14 protein-coding genes and 3 pseudogenes are annotated in these 18,983 nt (G+C 57.6%); 2 read left to right on the top strand and 15 right to left on the bottom strand.

The window, feature by feature from the left end; translation table 11 throughout:
- Positions 1-511: 511 nt before the first annotated feature.
- The 4 genes from HV213_RS04610 to HV213_RS04595 all read right to left on the bottom strand — a co-directional run bounded on the left by HV213_RS04610 (position 512) and on the right by HV213_RS04595 (position 5,745).
- Complete coding sequence (locus HV213_RS04610) at positions 512-1,543, bottom strand: tyrosine-type recombinase/integrase (RefSeq protein ID WP_016807923.1); 1,032 nt, start codon at positions 1,541-1,543, stop codon at positions 512-514.
- Between the two features lie 60 nt (positions 1,544-1,603).
- Positions 1,604-3,223 (bottom strand): TraI domain-containing protein, encoded by a 1,620-nt coding sequence (locus tag HV213_RS04605; RefSeq protein ID WP_016807924.1) that lies wholly within the window; start codon positions 3,221-3,223, stop codon positions 1,604-1,606.
- Positions 3,224-3,289: 66 nt separating this feature from the next.
- The gene (locus tag HV213_RS04600) at positions 3,290-4,798 is read right to left on the bottom strand and encodes a UvrD-helicase domain-containing protein (RefSeq protein ID WP_039184430.1); all 1,509 of its coding nucleotides are present in this window, start codon (positions 4,796-4,798) and stop codon (positions 3,290-3,292) included.
- Positions 4,799-5,047: 249 nt separating this feature from the next.
- A protein-coding gene (locus HV213_RS04595) for an IS1 family transposase (protein ID WP_223862015.1) occupies positions 5,048-5,745 on the bottom strand; the annotation gives its coding sequence in 2 pieces (ribosomal slippage) (positions 5,048-5,496 and positions 5,496-5,745; 699 coding nt in all).
- Positions 5,746-5,794: 49 nt separating this feature from the next.
- On the opposite strand from HV213_RS04595, the pseudogene HV213_RS04590 reads away from it, so the two are divergent.
- Positions 5,795-6,727 (top strand): annotated as a pseudogene (locus HV213_RS04590) (IS3 family transposase); the annotation flags it as partial.
- A 67-nt stretch (positions 6,728-6,794) separates the two neighbouring features.
- Positions 6,795-7,775 (top strand): annotated as a pseudogene (locus HV213_RS04585) (IS5 family transposase).
- A 224-nt stretch (positions 7,776-7,999) separates the two neighbouring features.
- Here the strand turns inward: HV213_RS04585 and HV213_RS04580 are convergent.
- The 11 genes and pseudogenes from HV213_RS04580 to ftsH all read right to left on the bottom strand — a co-directional run bounded on the left by HV213_RS04580 (position 8,000) and on the right by ftsH (position 18,979).
- Positions 8,000-9,151 carry a S1C family serine protease gene (locus HV213_RS04580; protein ID WP_003847784.1) on the bottom strand — a complete coding sequence of 384 codons (1,152 nt, stop codon included), beginning with the start codon at positions 9,149-9,151 and terminating at the stop codon, positions 8,000-8,002.
- 24 nt (positions 9,152-9,175) lie between these two features.
- Positions 9,176-10,136 (bottom strand): annotated as a pseudogene (locus HV213_RS04575) (zinc metalloprotease HtpX).
- Positions 10,114-10,611 (bottom strand): heat resistance protein PsiE-GI, encoded by a 498-nt coding sequence (gene psiE-GI / locus HV213_RS04570; RefSeq protein ID WP_016154556.1) that lies wholly within the window; start codon positions 10,609-10,611, stop codon positions 10,114-10,116. Before psiE-GI ends, HV213_RS04575 begins: the two are co-directional and overlap by 23 nt.
- Positions 10,608-12,323, bottom strand: coding sequence for a heat resistance system K+/H+ antiporter KefB-GI (gene kefB-GI / locus HV213_RS04565; protein ID WP_039185889.1), 1,716 nt, complete (start codon positions 12,321-12,323; stop codon positions 10,608-10,610). Before kefB-GI ends, psiE-GI begins: the two co-directional genes overlap by 4 nt.
- Positions 12,324-12,326: 3 nt before the next feature.
- On the bottom strand, positions 12,327-12,767 hold the full coding sequence (gene trx-GI, locus HV213_RS04560; protein WP_000786816.1) for a heat resistance system thioredoxin Trx-GI: 441 nt from the start codon (positions 12,765-12,767) through the stop codon (positions 12,327-12,329).
- Positions 12,757-13,902, bottom strand: a complete 1,146-nt coding sequence (locus tag HV213_RS04555; RefSeq protein WP_050311373.1) for an RNA polymerase sigma factor — start codon at positions 13,900-13,902, stop codon at positions 12,757-12,759. Before HV213_RS04555 ends, trx-GI begins: the two co-directional genes overlap by 11 nt.
- A 79-nt stretch (positions 13,903-13,981) precedes the next feature.
- A complete protein-coding gene (hdeD-GI, locus tag HV213_RS04550; protein ID WP_001090779.1) occupies positions 13,982-14,593 on the bottom strand; it encodes a heat resistance membrane protein HdeD-GI in 612 nt (203 codons plus the stop codon).
- Positions 14,594-14,682: 89 nt separating this feature from the next.
- Complete coding sequence (gene yfdX2 / locus HV213_RS04545; RefSeq protein WP_050311372.1) at positions 14,683-15,570, bottom strand: heat resistance protein YfdX2; 888 nt, start codon at positions 15,568-15,570, stop codon at positions 14,683-14,685.
- 102 nt (positions 15,571-15,672) lie between these two features.
- Positions 15,673-16,587, bottom strand: a complete 915-nt coding sequence (gene yfdX1 / locus HV213_RS04540) for a heat resistance protein YfdX1 (RefSeq protein ID WP_050311371.1) — start codon at positions 16,585-16,587, stop codon at positions 15,673-15,675.
- 22 nt (positions 16,588-16,609) lie between these two features.
- A complete protein-coding gene (gene hsp20-GI, locus HV213_RS04535) occupies positions 16,610-17,068 on the bottom strand; it encodes a small heat shock protein sHSP20-GI (protein ID WP_001275372.1) in 459 nt (152 codons plus the stop codon).
- 87 nt (positions 17,069-17,155) lie between these two features.
- On the bottom strand, positions 17,156-18,979 hold the full coding sequence (ftsH, locus tag HV213_RS04530; protein ID WP_050311370.1) for an ATP-dependent zinc metalloprotease FtsH: 1,824 nt from the start codon (positions 18,977-18,979) through the stop codon (positions 17,156-17,158).
- Between the last annotated feature and the right edge of the window lie 4 nt (positions 18,980-18,983).

Below are 18,983 nucleotides of genomic sequence, written 5' to 3'. Positions count from 1 at the left end.
TGACGATCAACACCTATTTTTGGCATTTTCATGGCTTTTAGAGTGGAAACGGAGATAAAAGAAGATAACTTAATTAAAAACAATTAGTTATCCTTTTTAGCAAAAAGTGCTTTTTTATTTGACAACACGATGTTTACACTATCTAAAAACCGATGTTTACTGATGTCTACTAACGAATAATAGCGTAACTTATTGATTTAAATTGACAACACCTATGATTTGTTGGTAAATATACGTTGGTAAAAAACACTACATACTTATTTTTATTCGATAAAACATAGGATTGTATACATGTTCGATTCCGAGTCCGGCACCACTAATTTTGCATCAAAGCACGCTGGTTAAGAGATGAGAACCTTAACGGGCGGTTAATACAGGGGCCGGTCATTACGGAATGTCCTCCGGTGTAGGCGTATCTGCACTGGTTAACGTTTCTGAATCAGTCCCTCAAGTCAGGGAGCCTGTGTCCGCAGGCTCCCTGTTCTCGATCACTGGCAATAATCCCAGTCAATCAGTTTTGTGTCAATAGTTGTAATTCCCTTTCTACACAGAGATCTGTGTGCAGCGACAATTCTTCTTCCAGTGTTTTTCCCACAATGTCCATATTGAGTTCCACATATTCCATTGTTGTGCTTACGCTACGATGACCCAGTAAATCTTTAACCAACTGAAGATTCCTTTCCGGTGCTTTCATCAGTTCTGTAGCCAGGGTATGTCTGAAACGGTGCGGCGAAACGGCAAAACCACATTCCTTTGACAGACGGCGAAAAAAGGAGCGGATCTTTTGATGCATCACTGTCACATCATTCCTATCAAATTTTGCCTTTTTCCCGGCAATGTAAAAACTGACATCGAAGAGGTTATCTTTTGGCCCGGCTCCAGCCTCCGTTGCCCGTGTAAGAAGAAGCTGTAGCCGCAAACGCAGCTGCTTAACAACGGGAACGCGCCATTCCCTGTGCGTTTTACTCCCCTCAAGGCGCAGATCTATATAACCTTCTGTCAGATTGACGTCCCTGAGCTGAATATGCAGCAGTTGATTTTGCCTCATTCCCGTATATCTGAGCGTATCCAGGACGGTTATCCAGAACCAGGCCGGGTAAAGCGCACTCCGACCGCCACGTGCGAAAATTTTCCGGTTGGATTCAATTTCAGCCTGCTGCATTATCAGATAAAGGCGGGTTAGCTGAGAGCGGTTTAAAGTCCGCTTTTTCTTTCTGTCCCGCTGTACAGTGCAATTGTTAAAAGGGTTTTTGCCCGCAGGCAATAAACCACTTTCCATAGCATAGTTATAGAGGGCCCTGAGATGTGCAATTTTATTGTTCCAGGTCTGCGCCGATTGTTGCTTTTCTCTGAGTACATGTCGCCGCCATCTGAGTACTTCATGATGTGTAACCATTGATGGGGTTATGTCTGCCCCCGTAAATTTCAGGAATCCCTTTACAACCTTTGCGTAGCTCCATTCTGTTGCAGCTCGCAGGTTTCGGGCGAAGAAGTACTCCTCAAGCAATTCTTCCCATGTCGTATAATGGTTTTTGTCAGACATACAGCATTTCCTTTTTCTAAATCAAGCTGCCCTTAAGGGCCCTCATGGACTGCCCCTCCTTCACAGGAAAGACAGAAGCCCGCTGTCTTCAGGGGAAGACGCCCCTCTGAAAAGGTGTGTAGTCTTGACAAGATATCCACTTACAGGTTTAAACGTGCCTTCTTTGCCAGGCGAGTGGTACAGTTTTGCTTTAATAAAACGCTCTCCCCTGCGCACCCTGTGAATATGCAGCTTCTCAAATTCAATTTGTATGGAATCCCTGCTTAGCTCTGCTCCGCTTTCTCTGATGTAAAGATAAAATATGTCCGGAACCCTGAGAAAGATGAACCCTGCAACTGCATGCGCCCTCGAATCAGGCTGATTAATATCAATTCGCTTGCTCTTAAGTCCTTCAGAAAGCCACCTGACAAATTCAGTGCCAGTCTGTTTTTTTATCACTGTTTTTTGTGCGTCAATGTTAATGCTGTGTAAAGGGATGTTATCCTCTACAGCGCGTTCAGGGAAAGAGTCTTCTGCTACTGTCTGATTTATCTCAGGCTTATCAGCTTCGGGACTTAGTTCATTAAGGGGGGAAAATTCTGGCACACTTTCTGCTCTCGTACTGATTGAAGGCTCTTCATCACATGCTTCAGTCCCGGTCATATCAGGCTCTGCAATTGCACTGAACAGACTTAGCAGCATCTCTGTATCAGCCTTCTCTGTTTCGTTTGGATCACATTCCGTAATCTCGCCTGCCTTTTCATTGCTGACGAGATTGCTGTCATCAGCCATCGGCACCGGTGCAATAGAAGATGCGAGTTGAATACCCTGCAAATCTGGAACTTCTGGCGATGCAGTTTTAAGTTTTGCTTCTACTGACGGTTCTGATTCAATCTCTTGATCAGACGGCGTTTGCGTAACTGAAAGGGCCGGCTCTATGAGGGTGTTAACTTTCTCATTTGCCCCGGATACCTCCAGCGAAGGCGATTCCACCTTTTCAGCAGCTTGCTTCATTAAGCTTCTAATAAGTGGCATCGCCGGATGCTGGTTCCATAAGGCCCCGGTAAGATTGCCCAGAGCTTCGGGATTTTCTGCCAGCCATCCTGTCGCCTCTGCTGGCACAAGTTGTCCTGCTGCCAGCGCTGCAAAAGCTGAGGAGTTGTCAGCTTCCCGGAAGCGAAATCGATAAGGTGAGTCCGGAACGGTTATTCCCGGAAGCCAGCTTTTACCATCAAGCAGCTCACCCTCCAGAGACGCCAGGAGCGGCAAATGCCAGAACAGTGCAGACCAGAAAATGACTGCATTCCACATCACGTTTTGCTCTGCCTGCTCTTCTGGCGCAGCTCCGGGTGGAAACATGTATCCTTTGGCCAGTCTGACCGCACAGGTTGTGAACTGCAGCGTAAGGTCCCCGAAGCCGTCTGACTGCGACCACCTTCCCTGCTGTGTTGCCGGCACATTCTGTACCCTGGCCAGTAAGCCATGCAGTGGCGTTATATAAAACCGGTGATAAACATCCGCCGGAAGTGAGCTGTTTTCCCATATTTGTTGCAGGCAGGTTTTTCTCAACGGACTACAGCACAGCGTATCGACCGTACGCGGAGTGTGGTAGCCGGCAGGTGTGACAGCGGATACATGATGTGCTGGTTCCGGTTCACCTTTTGAAAACAGAAACCTAAGGGTCCTGATTCTGTCGCGCATGATTTTCTCCTGGTATAGGGCTGCCCAGTGTTGTGACACTCCCCGCGCTTCACCATAAAAAACCAGTTACTCACTCTCAGAAGTTTTTCCCGTTTCTTCGTGCCTGTCGGCGCTCTCTCCATTTCCGGACGTTACGGTTTCGTGCGTCGTCTCGCGGTTTTTCCCGCCTTCATCGCTCAGCCAGCGCATCAGTTCGTTAAGCACAAGCGTTCTTCTGGCCCGGGTGACAGCCACGTACAGCAGGTTAGTCTCATCCTGCCGCTCATCCTGCGAAAGAAGCGGGTCGGTAATGTCAGTAAAATCCTCACTCAGCATTACCACCGGCCATTCCAGCCCTTTGCTGCGGTGTGCGGTTGAAACCGTGACCTGAGCGTCTTTCTCATGGGTTACCACCTGACGGCGCATGATGGCCAGCTTTTGCGGTAGTGGGAAAAAGTCATCGAGAAGACGAATGGCCTGGTTCATCTCCACGTCCTGTGTGGCTTTTGCTATTGAGCAGTATTCATCAAAATCCCGGTAGTCCCGGCTGAGGCGCGGGGACTGCATCTTTTCAGGCATATCGGCGGAGAACCAGTACAGGTTTTCCAGCTCCTCTGTTTTGTAGCCTTCAATCCCCCCGACCCAGAAGACATTTTTCTCCATAAGGCTCGCCGTCAGGGCACTGCCGATCACGCCGGATACCGTCCGGCTCAGTACAGCAATATGCTCAGCCCCTGCCGGAAGGCTGCTGACGACAGCATCCTGCCCCCCGTTACCTGTCACGCGCTTTTCCTCTCCGGCACGTTCAAGCAGGATGTTGGCCATCCGCGCGACCTCAGGGCCAAACCGAAAACTCGCTGTCAGCCACAACCGGTCTGCCTGCACCAGCTGCGGGGCACTCAGTGCATTATCTGCCCCCCGAAACCGGTATATCTGCTGGTAACGGTCGCCGACCAGAATGACCCGGCAGGGCTGATTCAGTACAAATGCACTGGTCACCGGATTGGCGTCCTGTGCCTCGTCGAAGAGGATGGTGTCCCAGCGTTTTGACAGGTCAGGATGAGAGAGCTGGAACAGTTTAAGGTAGGTGTCGTGCGTGACGGGAAAGACTGAATCAGTACGGCTCATTTCATACCAGAGGATTTGTATTGCCCCCAGAATTTTACCGGCATCGAGACCGTGGCGATCATCCTCAGACGGCAGATGTATCAGCCCCGGCTCGGGGTCAGCACTGCAGAGGAACATGTTCAGCCCGCTGAGCGCCAGCCGCGCCAGCGCCCAGTGGCGGGTATTGAGCTTTCTGGCCACATCCGTAATGCGCAGACTGGCTGTCAGCCGGTCACGGAAATGTTTGCCGAAACGGGCCCATGCAAGCTGATGCGACGTTTTACACTCTACGTTATAGGGGAATTTGCGTTCAGCCTCATCCCGCACAGCGCGATTATAGGCGAGGTAAAGCATTTTACTTTCCGGGTTGGCTTCAGCGTAACTCACTAAAGTGGAGGTTTTACCTGTACCGGCAAAGGCATTCACCACGAGATGATTGCCCTTCCACTCGATGATGGCGTTTTGTTCGGCTGTTGTTTTCCAGGTCACTGTGTTCTCCCGCAGCAGCAGATGTAAAAAAACAGCCTGACAGCGGGAAGCGTGCACTTCGAGAAAAAACCAGATCCCTTTTTTCAAAGATAAAAAACGCCCCCGAGCGGGAGCGTAAAAATGATGATCTTATTTTTTTATACTACGTATACATGACAAGTTAGCAACATCCACAAACTTGCGCTGACGTTAACAATAATCGCTATCAATTATCTTAATTGGTCTTTCATTCACGGTAATGACTCCAACTTACTGATAGTGTTTTATGTTCAGATAATGCCCGATGACCTTGCCATGCAGCTCCACCGATTTTGAGAACGACAGTGACTTCCGTCCCAGCCTTGCCAGATGTTGTCTCAGATTCAGGTTATGTCGCTCAATGCGCTGAGTGTAACGCTTGCTGATAACGTGCAGCTTTCCCTTCAGGCGGGATTCATACAGCGGCCAGCCATCCGTCATCCATACCACGACCTCAAAGGCCGACAGCAGGCTCAGAAGACGCTCCAGTGTGGCCAGAGTGCGTTCACCGAAGACGTGCGCCACAACCGTCCTCCGTATCCTGTCATACGCGTAAAACAGCCAGCGCTGACGTGATTTAGCACCGACGTAGCCCCACTGTTCGTCCATTTCAGCGCAGACAATCACATCACTGCCCGGTTGTATGCGCGAGGTTACCGACTGCGGCCTGAGTTTTTTAAGTGACGTAAAACCGTGTTGAGGCCAACGCCCATAATGCGTGCACTGGCGCGACATCCGACGCCATTCATGGCCATATCAATGATTTTCTGGTGCGTACCGGGCTGAGAGGCGGTGTAAGTGAACTGTAGTTGCCATGTTTTACGGCAATGAGAGCAGAGATAGCGCTGATGTCCGGCAGTGCTTTTGCCGTTACGCACCACGCCTTCAGTAGCGGAGCAGGAAGGACATCTGATGGAAATGGAAGCCACGCAAGCACCTTAAAATCACCATCATACACTAAATCAGTAAGTTGGCAGCATTACCAAACTCCGGGCGCAACTAAAATGCACCGAAGAAGAACGGTATATCCTGAAAAAGGGCGCGCGGTACTTTGCAAGGGAGCCCGACTGAAGTACCGCTTTATCAATGAGCACCGAACTGTATGGGGTGTGATGACGATGTGTCGGGTACTGAATGTCGCCCGGGCCGGGTTCTATGCGTGGCTGCATGACCCTGCCTCGGCGCGTGATAAAGATAGCCAGCGTCTGCTGACGCTTATCCGTGACTCCTATTCACTGAGCGGAGGCGTATACGGTTACCGCCGGGTTCATGGCGACCTGAACGAAATCGGGGAAATCTGCGGTAAAAACCGGGTGGGTCGTATTATGCAATTGAACCGGATTAAAGCCGTGCGCGGCTATAAAGCTCCGCGTCGTATCGCTGGCCGACCTTTAGTGGTTGCGCCTAATCGTGTGCAGCGGCAGTTTACCGTTGTCCGGGCCAATCACCGATATTACTTATATCCGCACCTGGCAGGGCTGGCTGTGTCTGGCGGTGGTTATCGATCTCTTCGCCCGTAATGTGGTCGGCTGGTCGATAAACCCCACTCTCTCACGCGAACTGGCGCTCGACGCGCTGATGATGGCGGTCTGGCGCCGAAACCCAGACGGCGAGGTCATCGTACATCGCGATCAAGGTAGTCAGTACGGCAGTAACGACTGGCAGAGCTGCTGCCGGGCCAATAACCTTGCACCGAGCATGAGCCGGCGTGGCAACTGCCATGATAATGCGGTGGCCGAATCGTTCTTCAGTTCACTGAAAAAAGAACGCATCAGGAAGAGAATATACAAAACTCGGGATCTGGCCCGGCCGGATATCTTCAATTACATTGAAGTGTTCTACAACCGGGCCCGTCGCCACAGTCACCTCGGCGGCGCCAGTCCGGAGGCCTTCGAACAGGCCTCATCGTGAGGACAGAATTTGTCTACGGGCGTGGGGGCAGTCCAAAATACGCTGATCCCGCCACCCGAGTTCTTCCATGAAGCAGATGACCTTCGCCGACGCCGAGTATGCCGGCAAGGGCAAGCAGACCCGCAAGGAACTGTTCCTGATCGAGATGGATCAGGTGGTGCCGTGAAAAGGGCTGATTGCCCTGATCGAACCGCATTATCCGAAAGGCGAAGGTGGTCGCCCGGCGTATCCCTTGATGGCGATGCTGCGTATCCATCTGATGCAGAACTGGTTCGGCTACAGCGATCCGGCCATGGAAGAAGCGCTGTACGAGACGACCATCCTACGTCAGTTCGCCGGGCTGAGCCTGGAGCGTATTCCTGACGAAACTACCATCCTCAACTTCCGTCGTCTGCTGGAGAAACATGAGCTGGCAGCCGGCATCCTCTGTGTGATCAATGGCTACCTGGGGGATCGCGGTCTGTCGCTGCGCCAGGGCACTATCGCCGATGCCACGCTGATCCACGCGCCCAGTTCAACCAAGAACCAGGACGGCAAGCGCGACCCGGAAATGCACCAGACCAAGAAGGGGAACCAGTATTACTTTGGCATGAAGGCGCACATCGGCGTTGATGATGAATCGGGGCTGGTACACAGCGTGGTGGGCACGGCAGCCACCGTGGCGGATGTCACCCAGGTCGACAAACTGCTGCACGGCGACGAGAACGTCGTCTGCGCCGATGACGGCTACACAGGCGTCGAAAAGCGCTCCGAGCATGCCGACCGAGAAGTGATCTGGCAGGTCGCAGCACGCCGCAGCACCTACAAGATGCTCGATAAACGCAGCGCCCTGTACAAAGCCAAGCGCAAGATCGAGAAGGCCAAGGCGCAAGTGCGAGCGAAGGTAGAGCCCCCGTTTCGCGTGATCAAGCGGCAGTTCGGCTACACCAAGGTACGTTTCCGAGGGCTGGTGAGGAACACTGCACAACTGGTGACGCTGTTTGCCCTGTCGAACCTATGGATGGCCCGCCGACATTTGCTGGCAAGCGCAGGAGAGGTGCGCCTGTAATGCGGAAAATGGCCGTCGCAAGGTGCTCGCGACGGCTGAAAGCACCGAAATGAGCGGGTGATCCGATCGTTTTTGATCGGTTCACCGCTTTCAAAATCAGCAGTGGCTGAAGTCAGCCGGAAATACAGGGCTACTTCAGACCATCCCTAGCTAGGGCTCGTAGTTCGGCGCAAGGCTGAAGTCGCTTGGCTGCTTCGCTGTGCAGATCCATGACCCACTTTCCATCAAACTCCCGGTTGTAGTTCCACAAGCATCTCGCGAGTCTTGCCGGCCCGCTCCACTAACAAGACCACAACATCTCCAACGTTCTTGTCGTCTAGCCGGGCCTGTAATGTGGTGACGTCGTCGACGGCGATACCGTCGATGCTGATAACGCGATCGCCGGGCACGATGCCGCCTGCGGTGACCTCGACGCCGACGAGCCCGGCCCTGTGCGCCGCCGAGCCCGGCGTCACGCGCAATACGAATACGCCCTTACTGCCGGTCAGCGCCTGCAGACGCGCGTTGAGCTGCTCATCCACCTCGATGCCCAGCGCCGGACGGATGTACTTGCCGGTCTTTATGAGTTGCGGCACCACGCGCATGACGGTATCGACCGGCACCGCAAAGCCTATGCCGGCCGAGGCGCCAGACGGACTGTAGATGGCGGTATTGATTCCGATCAGCCGCCCAGCCGAATCGAGCAGCGGGCCACCGGAATTGCCGGGGTTGATGGCGGCGTCGGTCTGGATCAGGTGATCGATGGCCGGGCCGCCCGCTTCTCCCGGCAACGAGCGGTCGAGCGCGGAGACGATACCAGTGGTGAGCGTCCAGTCCAGGCCGAAGGGGTTGCCGATAGCGAACACCTTCTGACCCACCTTGAGGTCGGCACTGGTGCCGACCGGCACGGCCGGCGGGCGCTTGAAACCGACGCCGATCTTGAGCACGGCGATGTCGTGCGCGGGGCTCGTCCCCACCAGCGCGGCCTGGTAGTCGCGGCCGTCGGCCAGTTTGACGGTGGCTTCGGACGCGCCCTGGATGACGTGGAAGTTGGTGACGACGTGGCCGGCGTCGTCCCAGATGAAGCCCGAGCCAGTGCCGCGCGGCACGGAGAACACGTTGCGCGTCCAGACATCGCGTACTAATTGCGCGGTGGTGATGTAGACCACCGAGGCGCGCGATTTTTCGAACAGTTCGATGGTGGTTTTCTCGTCCGCCGCCAGATCGCCACGCGCCATCACGGTGCGTTCTGCTGCCTCGCGCGGACTGAACCATGCCTCGATGGCGGGCAGAAATTGCCACAGCAGCATGAGCGCGGCAATGCAGGCGGTGATGAAGAGCCCGCGCCGGACGAAGCGGTCCGGCGCGGGGCGTTGGTACGGGTCGAGATAGGCCATGAGACGTCTCCTGTTGATGGGCAATCAGCGCCACAGCCCGCTCGGGCGCCAGCGCGGTGGGCGCGTCGCCAAAGCGGATTCCGGCAAAAAATGGGGCGCGCGGAGTGGCAACGCTGATGCTGGCCCAGGCGCCAACGTCAGCAGGCGTGCGATGCGCTCTTGCGTTGCCGGACGCGTGCGCAAGCAGGAGGGCTCGGGATTGCCCCATCCCGGCCATAGCCAGGCACGCCAGGAGCGGCTGACCCGCTCGATTTTCGCCAGCGCGGACGCCAGCCCCTGCGGGTCGCCAGTCAGTTCCGCCGCAAGGCGGTCAGCGTCGAACTCACGCACGCGAGACAAGCCGAGCTGTGCGAGCTGGGGCGATGCGGCCAATAACAATAGACCAGGCCAATAGACCTCCGCCGCGCCAACCAGCTGCGCGGGCAGGCTGAGCAGGATCGCGATCTGTCCCATCAGGGCCAGTAGGCTCGTGAGGCGACTGTCGGAATCCGCCAGCCCCATGACACGCAGATCCTCATTAGCGATGTGCGCGACCTCGTGCACGAGCACACCCGCCAGCTCGCGTGGGCTCAGGCTGCGCAGCAGGCAGGCCATCGGTGAGGGCGATCGATGCCTCCTGCTTCGATCCGGTGGCGAAGGCGTTGACGACGGCACTGGGCACATAGTGCGGCACCGGCGTGGCGGGCAAACCGGCACGGGCGGGCAGCTCGCGCAACAGGGCCCACATCTTGTGGGCTTCTTGCGGGTGCAAGGCCCGTACGCGGTACAGGCGCAAGCTCAGCGCCGACGCGGCTACCGGTTCCAGCAGCAACGCACCTGCAACGGCAAACAGCGCGAGCCACAGGCAGCCTTCCCCAAACGGCAGTCTCCCTGCTGCGGCTGCGATCCCGACCAGGGTCAGGACCAACAGCCCGGTCTGCAGGCGGTTGAGCCAGCGGTGTTGCAAGAGCGCCGTGCGCGGATCACTGGGATGATGACGGGTCATGCTCAGAGGTCTCGGCGGCGCGGTCGCCGCGCTTGCGCAGCAGCCAGTAGGTCGCACCCAGAGCCAGCGTGGCGCTTGCCAGCGCGGCTATCTTTGCGGGGCTCGCGTCGGAGTCGAGGATCACGAACTTGCGGGAGAGTGCGATCAGCGCGATCAGGACCACCGTCTTGACCTGGATGATGCTGTCCCGACGCAGCGCCACGCGCACGATGGAATGCTTGAACTCCATCGCGATCAAGAGCGTCATGATCATGCCGAACACGCTCTGGAATACCTCGTGGTCCAGGGGATTGAAGGCATCTAGAACCAGCAGCGTGAAGACGATGGAGATGAGCTGGAACAGCGACACCACGATGATGACGGCGATCACCGCCGACAGCACGAGCGCGACGACCTGCTCGAAGCGCTCGTAAAAACTCATGATGGCCAATTGGTCACGTAAGACCTGAAATGGGTTAAGGCGTGTTGATTTCATGACGATGAACTCCCTGGAAAACGGCTGCTGTCGAGACGGCGGCGCATTGCGCTGATGTGTCCTTCAATCAGCTCGGTCGACATGCCAAGCGTCGACATCACCTGTTCCGCCAGCCCAATAGCTGCGGCAAAGGATTGCTGATACACGCGCACGTTGGGCATGGCGCGAAATGCATCGGCCGCGGTCGTACTTCTGCATGACACCCACAAGGTCAGCGCCGGACGGCGCTCGGCAATCGCCTGGGCGATGCGCAACGCTTGCTGGGCATGGGCGAACGTCAGCACCACCAAGTGCGCATGCGTCAAGCCGGCAGCCAGCAAGGTATCGGGCCGACTGGCATCGCCATGGAACACCGGCGCGCCGGCGGCACGCGCGGCCTCGACCTTCTGCGCGTCCGCCTCCAGCAGCAGATGCGCCACGCCGGCGTGGCGAAGAATCTCGCTGACTGTCAGGCCAAGCTCGCCCGCGCCGCAAACGATGACATGGTCTCGATATCGCGTCGTCTGCGCGGCGATCTCGACTTCTTCAGCCTGGGGTGGCTGAATGACGCCGCCGGTGCGGCTCAAGAACCGGGCAAGTACATCGTGATGGCGGATCAGTAGCGGTGCCAGGGCCATGCTGAGCACCAGCGCGACCAGCATGGGTTGGACGACGGTCGCGGGGATCAGATGCTGCTGCAAGACCGTGCCCAACAACAGCAGGGCGAACTCGCCGCCGTGCCCCAACGCTATGCCCGTGCGCCAGGCATCGAGGGCGGACAGGCGCGTCGCCCGCAAGGCCAGCGTATTGAGCAGGATCTTGACCGGTACCAGCACCACCAGCCACGCCAGCACCGCCAGCGGTGCCGAAAGAATCTGTGCTGCGTCCAGTTGCAGGCCGATGGTCACGAAGAACACGCCCGACAACACATCGCGAAACGGCCTGAGGTGGCTTTCCATGTGGTGCCGGAAGTCGCTCTCGCCCAGCACCATCCCGGCGAGGAAGGCCCCCAGGGCGGCGGATACGCCGACCGCGTGCGCAGCGGCGGCGGCAGCCACCACCACGCACAAGGAGACGAGCACGAACGATTCCTCGTGGCCCCGCCGCGCCACCCAGCCCAGCAGGCCATGCAACAGACGGCGCGAGGCGAGGGCCGCTGCCGCGAACAGCAGCAGCACACCGAATACTTCGAGCAGCACATGCTCGATCTTCGGCGACTCGCCGCGCGCCCAGATCGCCAGCAAGGCCAGCAGGGGCACGCTGGCCAGGTCCTGAAAGACCAGCACGGCGATGGCACTGCGTCCGTGGCGGGTGGTGAGCTCGCCTTGGTCGGCCAGTTGTCGGCTGACCAGCGCCGTGGACGACATGGCCGCCGCAGTGCCGAGCAGCGCGGCGCTCTGGCCGGGCTGCCCCAGCCACATCAATAGCAGGATCAGCGGCGGGGCCACGGCGATCATCTGCAGAGCGCCCGCCATCAGCACCGTCCTGCGGGCGAGCCAGAAGTCTCCGAGGGAGAATTCCAGTCCGACCATGAACAACAGCAGCGCCACGCCCAGCTCGGACAGAAAGCTCAGCGTCTCCCCCGGCGCGATCACGCCGATGACTGAGGGGCCCAGTACAACGCCGACAGAGAGATACCCCAGCAAGGCGGGCACTCTGAACGCCGCCGTCGCCATCGCCGCCAGGCTGCAAGCTGCCAGCAGGATTAGTGTAGTGCCGAGCAAGCCCTGCATCGGTCAGCGTCCCACTTGCGTCGACGTCCAGCGCACGATGTCCTGCGCGCCCATCACGCCGGCCTGACGGGCGATCTCCCGCCCACCCTGGAACAGGGCAAGCGTCGGGATGCTGCGGATACCGAACTGCGTGGCCAGGTGGGGCTCAGCCTCGGTATTCACCTTCGCCAGCCGGATCCTCGGTTCGAGCTGGTGCGCCGCTTGCTGGAACTGTGGCGCCATCATCTTGCACGGCCCGCACCATGGCGCCCAGAAATCGACCAGCAGCGGCAGATCGCTGCGCTCCACGTGGCGCGAGAACGTCGCCGTGGTCAACTCGATGGGCTCGCCCGTGAACAAGGGCTGCTGGCAGCGGCCACAGTTGGGATGTTCCGATAGCTTCGCAGTCGGTACGCGGTTGATGGACTGGCAATGCGGGCAGACAAGGTGAAGATCATTCTTCATGGTTCGCCTCCTTGGACCACAGTGAGGCTGCCTCGCTTCGGGTCACAGACAATGCCGACCAATCAACGCCTTGGAGCCAATCGTTCCCGTTTTTGCTTACTCCGGCCTCTTCCAGATGAGCAGCGATGAATGCTTCGGCCTGCATGAGCCACCTTCGGACAGCATCTTCCTTACTAGGAATCAGCAGGATTTCAGAGACGCTGCTGGCATTCAGCCCGTCCACACGGATAAGCAGAAAAATGCGCCGCCACAAACGCGGCATGTCCTTCAGCAGGTCAAATGCAAAAGCGAACTCGCTCGACCGATCAATCAGCTCCTCCTGTTCCGCGATCGTTGCGACATCGGGATGCTGACTGCCAGCGAAGATATCGGCCAGCTTGAGTGTGTCATCGGGCTGATAAAATTCGAAGATTTCCTCTTCCACCATGGCCTCGGCCACGTCTTGGGCATCCGGTTCGACCGGCGCGTCCAGAGAAACGAATTCGCCAAATTGCCGGCTGCTTGCCACTTCGTTATCCAGGACGGCGAACAGATGCTTCAAAAGACCGGTGTAAGCCTCTTTTTCCCCCGGCACGGATTGCCATTCCACCTCAGCTCGGACAATCGCTTCATCCACCACGTCGCGCAGCGTCGGATAATCGCGCGGTAAATCGCCGACGGCCCGCAGATAAGCCAGCTCACGCCTTGCGACAGCCTCAAGTTTCGACAGTAGAGGCATTCGGGTCACCTCGGCCTCATGGGCGGCTGATGCGGGTTTTGCGGCAATCCGCACCTTGAGCTCGCGCAAGCGCTCGCGTCGTGCTTTGCGCTTGATTTGATCCTGAGCATGCAGTCGGTCAAAATGCTTCTTGGCCTGACGGAACAACGACTGTGCGAGCATCTGCGCGAGGGGCGTCAGCTCGTCATGTGATGCAGTAACGCTGACAATCTTTTTGCCGGGCAGGTGCATATAGCCACTGGCCAGAAATTGCCGCTTGATCTTGTCGCGATCAAGGACGATTTGAAGTTGCGCTGAATCTTTAGTGTGTTTGTCGAGCAATGGCTTGAGGGCGTGCTCGATCACATTTCCCAAAGCTCTCTGCCAAGGTTCATGAAACTCTTTGTCGATAGCTCGATAGCTATATTGCATCTGCATGTATGACTCCTTCGATGTCATTTCTATGAAGGTATGAATCGAGGATGCTCATATCCATAGATTTTGGTTTGGCACGCTCTTACCCCAGGCGCGTTTTGCGAAGACTCCAACTCAAGAACAAAAGCGTGACGCCATAGACTGCCGCATGGAAACCCAACAGCCAGCCTGCGGCCACGAATGACTCGACCGGACGGGTAAAAAATATCCACAAGACGATAGCGCCAAGGATAATCGAGAGCAGTCCACTGAGGGCAAGCCAGATTTCACCCTTGATTTCCCGACGCAGCCGAACGGCGGCGGATATCTCCAGCACACCGGTGAAAATCGCCCAGAAGCCCACGCTAGCCCATAAAAAAGAAGCCAAGACTATCGTGGCGACCCAAGGAGCAACCAGGACGACGACGCCCGTAAGTATGCCGACAATGCCGCTGAACAGCAGCCAGCCCCAGCGCTCTTTTTTCTGGATATGGCGCACCGCTGCAAACAAGTTGAACGCGCCATTGACCAAGGAAAATGCGCCGAACATGATGGTCATGGCCAACAGAGCCGATTGTGGCATCCAGAACGCGAGGGCTGCAAAAATCAATGCCAAGACACCGCGCAGCACAAAAAGCCACCAATTTTGGCTCAGCGAACACAGTGCTTTGGTGGGGTCATCCGCATTGGAATTAGCGATGGTGTCTGTGTTCATGCAATATCTCCTAAAGATCTATACAAAATAAAAAATCAAACACTCATGGGACAAGAGAGGGGGCGCTATGCGCCCCCTCTCCAGGGGTTTCAGAACAACTTGGACAGTTTTGCCTTGACTTCATCGAGCCAGCCTTTTCCGCAGCCTCCCCCTCCCGTCTTTTCCTTGATTTTCTTGAGTTCAGCGTACAGGGGCTCAAAGTCCTTCCTTTTTCCATAGCCCAGCAGTTCTGCCATTTCCAACTGCTGCCGGGCTTCGTTCAACAATGTCTCCAGGCGCTCATTGGATGCTTCGCTGCGCTGACCATCTTCTACCAGGGGCTCGGCGCGCTTCAGGAGCAGCTTCGCACGCAGGACGGGCAGCGGAAGCACGCTGCGCTCCTCGACCAGCGTGCTGAGCGCTGACTGCAGCGCGGCTTTGGCTTCTTCGATCTTGCCCTGATCGATCAGCGGCACGACTGCCTTCACGGCTGCGGGATAGGACGCCAAAGGGATGTTGGTGACCGTGATCACGATTTCACTGGCCAGCAAAGCCAGCACGTGGCGAGCCTGTTGCACCTCGCCATGTTTGAGGGCATCCAGCGCCTCGTCGGTCATCGCCTCAATGGTTTCCGTGTTGGCGAACAAGTCGTGCACGATGGTGCGCACATCAACGCCGGCCAGGGCGAGCGTGGGTTCGCGCGCGACGATCAGCTCCAGCTTTCCCGTCACTTCGGCCAGCGTTGCCAATGCGCGTGCAGTGTCCTTGCCGTCAAGTGCGGCCAGCGCGGATTTGGTCAGCGACAAGGCCGAGACTGCCTCATGGAGGACTTGTTTACGTTTGTCTGCCGCCTGCGAGTCCGTTTCTTTCTGAACCTCAGGCTGTACCTCCGTGACGACTTCAGGCTTGGACTCTGGACTGACAGGAAGGCTGCTTACCGCGGCCTGTTCGTTTATTCCTTCGTTCGTCGCATTGGGATTCGGTGTTTGCTCATTCATGGTGATATGCCTCGTATGAGATAGTGAAAATAGGCGAATCTATTGGGGCTGAATGCGAACATCGCGAGACTGACCGACAGAGCAGTCAGCCCCTTCATCACCTCAAAACAGCTTTTGGATGCGCGTCTTCAACTCGTCGAACCATCCCTTGCCGCTTTTGCCACCAGCCGACTTTTGCTCAATGGACTTCACCTGATCGAAGATGGGTTTGAAGTCCGCCTTCTTGCCATAACCCAGGATCTGCGCCATCTCGATCTCCGTGCGCACGGACGACAGCAAGGTGCTGAGCTCCTCGTTCTGCTTGGCATCGCGCCTGTCGGTCTCGGCCAGCTTTTCAGCTTTTGCCATCGCGGCTTCGGCCCGTAGCACGGGCAGAGGAAAGGCGACCGAGGTCACCACCAGCGTGTTCAGTGCTCGGGCGAGTTCCGCTTTGGCGTTGTCGATCTTGCCGCTGTCGATGAGCCGTGCGGCCGACTTGATCGCTGCCGGGTACGTTGCCATCGGAAGGTTGTCGGTTTGGATTACGATTTCGCTGGCCAGATTGGCAACGATGGGCCGGGCCTTTTGCACCTCGCCATCACCCAACAACTCCCGAGACAACTTGACCACTTTCTTTACCGATTCCACGTTGGCGTGGATATCGTGGGTGATGACGCGTACATCGACCGGCGCCAAAGCAAGTTTGGCGTCGCGTGCCAATACCAGTTCCAGCTTTCCGCTGGCCAGTTCCAGCGCAGCAAGCGCCTCCTTGGTCTTCTTTGCATCAAGGAGGGTCAAAGCCTCCTGGGTCTTGGTGAGCGCCGTGATGGCGTCTTGAGTGAGCTCGGCACGCTTTTTATCGGCTTCCCGGGCGGCCTTGTCATCTACCTGTGGCTGTGCCGCCTTGGATGCGGCAGAGGGTGCTGCAGCACCTGGGCTAGAACCTGCCGCCGATTGGGCCAGAGCCGGTCCGCTCAGTCCGACGACGACCGCCAGGGCAAGTGCGGAGAAGGTGTATTGTGGCTGTTTGATATTCATGATCTTGGGCTCTTGATTGAAGTTAGTTGACTGAGATTTCAATCTGTTTCGGTTTGGCTTGCTCGGCCTTGACAAGCCGCACTTCCAGCACGCCGTCTTTCATGGAAGCCGTCACCTTGGTCGGATCAACGTTGTCAGGCAAGACAAAGCTGCGCACAAAGCGGCCATACGCACGTTCGATGCGGTGGAACTTCTTGCCCTGCTCCTCTTTTTCCAGTTTGCGCTCGCCGCTGATGGTGAGCACACCGTTTTCCGCGCTGACGCGCACGGCATCCTTGGGGACCTCCGGCAGATCCAGCTTGAGGAGGAATGCGTTCTCATCCTCGCTGATGTCCGCCATTGGTGCCCAGTCCGCCGTGGTCATGGCTTCGTTGCCGGTACGGGCGCCCTGTCGCTGGGGTATTCGTCCGAACATCGTCGCCAGGCGGTTTTGCAATTCATCCAGTTCCCGGAAGGGGTCCCACGGAGTCAATGCAGACATATCGGTTCTCCTTGAACAATGCCGACGAATTGGATGACGCACTGAACAGAGCCGTCGGTTTACTCTGAATGGCACCTACTACTGTTTTCAGTTCCGAACAAGTCCTTGAGTCAATTGACGGATATCGCTTTCGTCGAGCGTTTCCCGCGCCAGCAGCTCGCGCGCACAGCGCTCCAGCACCGCGCGGTTGATGTCGAGAATCCGGTAGGCGCGCTCGAACACGCCCATCACGATGTCGCGGATAGCCTGATCGATGCGCGCCTGGGTCGATTCGGCCACCCGGCAACCGCCGTGGGCCAGTTCAGGTGTATCGAGAAAGCGGGGCCGCTGCGCCTCGAAGGCGATGTAGCCCAGGCCCTCGTCCATGCCAAAGCGGGTGATCATGTCGCGGGCGATGTCGGTGGCTCGCGCCAGATCGTCCGCCGCCCCGGTAGACAACTCGCCGAACACCAGCTTTTCGGCGGCACGCCCGCCCAGCAGTACGGCGATCTTGTGCTCGAGATCGGTACGCGTCATCAGGAAGCGGTCTTCGGTGGGGCGCTGCAAGGTGTAGCCCAGCGCGCCGATGCCGCGCGGGATGATCGAGATCTTGTGTACGGGGTCGGTTTCGGGCAGCGCCAGCGCCACCAGCGCATGGCCCATCTCGTGATGGGCCACGGTTTCCCGCTCCTTGGGATTGAGCACGCGGCTCTTCTTTTCCAGGCCCGCCACGATGCGCTCGATGGTCGCGGTGAAGTCCTGCAATTCCACGGCGGACGCACGGCGTCTCCTCGCCGCCAGCGCCGCCTCGTTGACCAGATTGGCGAGGTCCGCGCCGGAAAAGCCCGTGGTCAGTGCGGCTACCTGTTCGAGGTCTACATCCTGGGCCAGCGTCACCTTCTTGACATGAACCTTCAGGATGTCCAGCCGCCCCTTCTTGTCGGGCCGGTCCACCAGCACCTGGCGGTCGAAGCGGCCGGCACGCAGCAGCGCCTGGTCGAGGATTTCGGGGCGGTTGGTGGCGGCGAGGATGATCAGCCCGACCGAGCTGTCGAAGCCGTCCATCTCCGTGAGCAGCTGGTTGAGGGTCTGCTCGCGCTCGTCGTGGCCGCCGATGGGGCCGCCGACGCCGCGCGCGCGGCCCAGCGCATCGAGCTCGTCGATGAAGATGATGGCCGGCGCCTGCCCGCGGGCCAGCTCGCACAGGTCGCGCACACGGGCCGCACCCACGCCGACGAACATCTCGACAAACTCTGATCCGGAGATGGAGATGGAGAAGCAGGGCACCGCCGCCTCGCCGGCAACAGCCTTGGCCAGCAATGTCTTGCCGGTGCCCGGTGGGCCGACCAGCAACACGCCCTTGGGAATGCGCGCCCCGAGACGGCCATAGTCCTGCGAATTCTTCAGGAAATCGACGATCTCGACCAGCTCCGCCTTGGCCTCATCCCCCCCCGCGACATCGGCGAACGTCACACCGGTGTTCTTTTCCACGAACACCTTGGCGCGGCTCTTACCGATGTTGAGAAACCCGCCCATGCCCTGCTTCTCGGCGAAGCGGCGGAACAGGAAGAACCAGACGCCAAAGAAGGCTACCGCTGGCAGGATCCACGACAGCACATCGCGCAGCCAGGTGCTCTCCAACACGCGGGCATAGGGCACGTCGTACTTCGACAGGCGATCGGCAAGATCGGGTTCGACCCTCGTTGCCACGATCGTCGTCTTGCCCCGGCTGTCCGGCGACTTCAGGCGCCCGGTCACCGTACGATCCGACACCAGCACTTCGGCCACGCGCCCCTCGGCCAGCGCCTTCTCGAACTCGCTGTAGGGCACCGGCTCGACGGTTTTCGCCGTCTGCCAGTAGCTCTGCAAACTCAACAACAGCAGGAGGGCAACGATCCAGTAGCCGGTATTCCATTGATTCTTTTTTTCCATGGGC

Source organism: Klebsiella sp. RHBSTW-00484 (genome assembly GCF_013705725.1).
Lineage (GTDB): Bacteria > Pseudomonadota > Gammaproteobacteria > Enterobacterales > Enterobacteriaceae > Klebsiella.
Note: the sequence above shows the minus strand (reverse complement) of the source record. Positions and strands in the feature narration are given on the sequence as shown.

What these genes read in the sequence shown, in the direction of transcription:
- HV213_RS04610 (WP_016807923.1), bottom strand. Translation starts at nt 1,543, where the DNA reads ATGTCTGACAAAAACCATTATACGACATGGGAAGAATTGCTTGAGGAG.
- HV213_RS04605 (WP_016807924.1), bottom strand. Translation starts at nt 3,223, where the DNA reads ATGCGCGACAGAATCAGGACCCTTAGGTTTCTGTTTTCAAAAGGTGAA.
- HV213_RS04580 (WP_003847784.1), bottom strand. Translation starts at nt 9,151, where the DNA reads ATGGCCTATCTCGACCCGTACCAACGCCCCGCGCCGGACCGCTTCGTC.
- psiE-GI (WP_016154556.1), bottom strand. Translation starts at nt 10,611, where the DNA reads ATGAAATCAACACGCCTTAACCCATTTCAGGTCTTACGTGACCAATTG.
- kefB-GI (WP_039185889.1), bottom strand. Translation starts at nt 12,323, where the DNA reads ATGCAGGGCTTGCTCGGCACTACACTAATCCTGCTGGCAGCTTGCAGC.
- trx-GI (WP_000786816.1), bottom strand. Translation starts at nt 12,767, where the DNA reads ATGAAGAATGATCTTCACCTTGTCTGCCCGCATTGCCAGTCCATCAAC.
- HV213_RS04555 (WP_050311373.1), bottom strand. Translation starts at nt 13,902, where the DNA reads ATGCAGATGCAATATAGCTATCGAGCTATCGACAAAGAGTTTCATGAA.
- hdeD-GI (WP_001090779.1), bottom strand. Translation starts at nt 14,593, where the DNA reads ATGAACACAGACACCATCGCTAATTCCAATGCGGATGACCCCACCAAA.
- yfdX2 (WP_050311372.1), bottom strand. Translation starts at nt 15,570, where the DNA reads ATGAATGAGCAAACACCGAATCCCAATGCGACGAACGAAGGAATAAAC.
- yfdX1 (WP_050311371.1), bottom strand. Translation starts at nt 16,587, where the DNA reads ATGAATATCAAACAGCCACAATACACCTTCTCCGCACTTGCCCTGGCG.
- hsp20-GI (WP_001275372.1), bottom strand. Translation starts at nt 17,068, where the DNA reads ATGTCTGCATTGACTCCGTGGGACCCCTTCCGGGAACTGGATGAATTG.
- ftsH (WP_050311370.1), bottom strand. Translation starts at nt 18,979, where the DNA reads ATGGAAAAAAAGAATCAATGGAATACCGGCTACTGGATCGTTGCCCTC.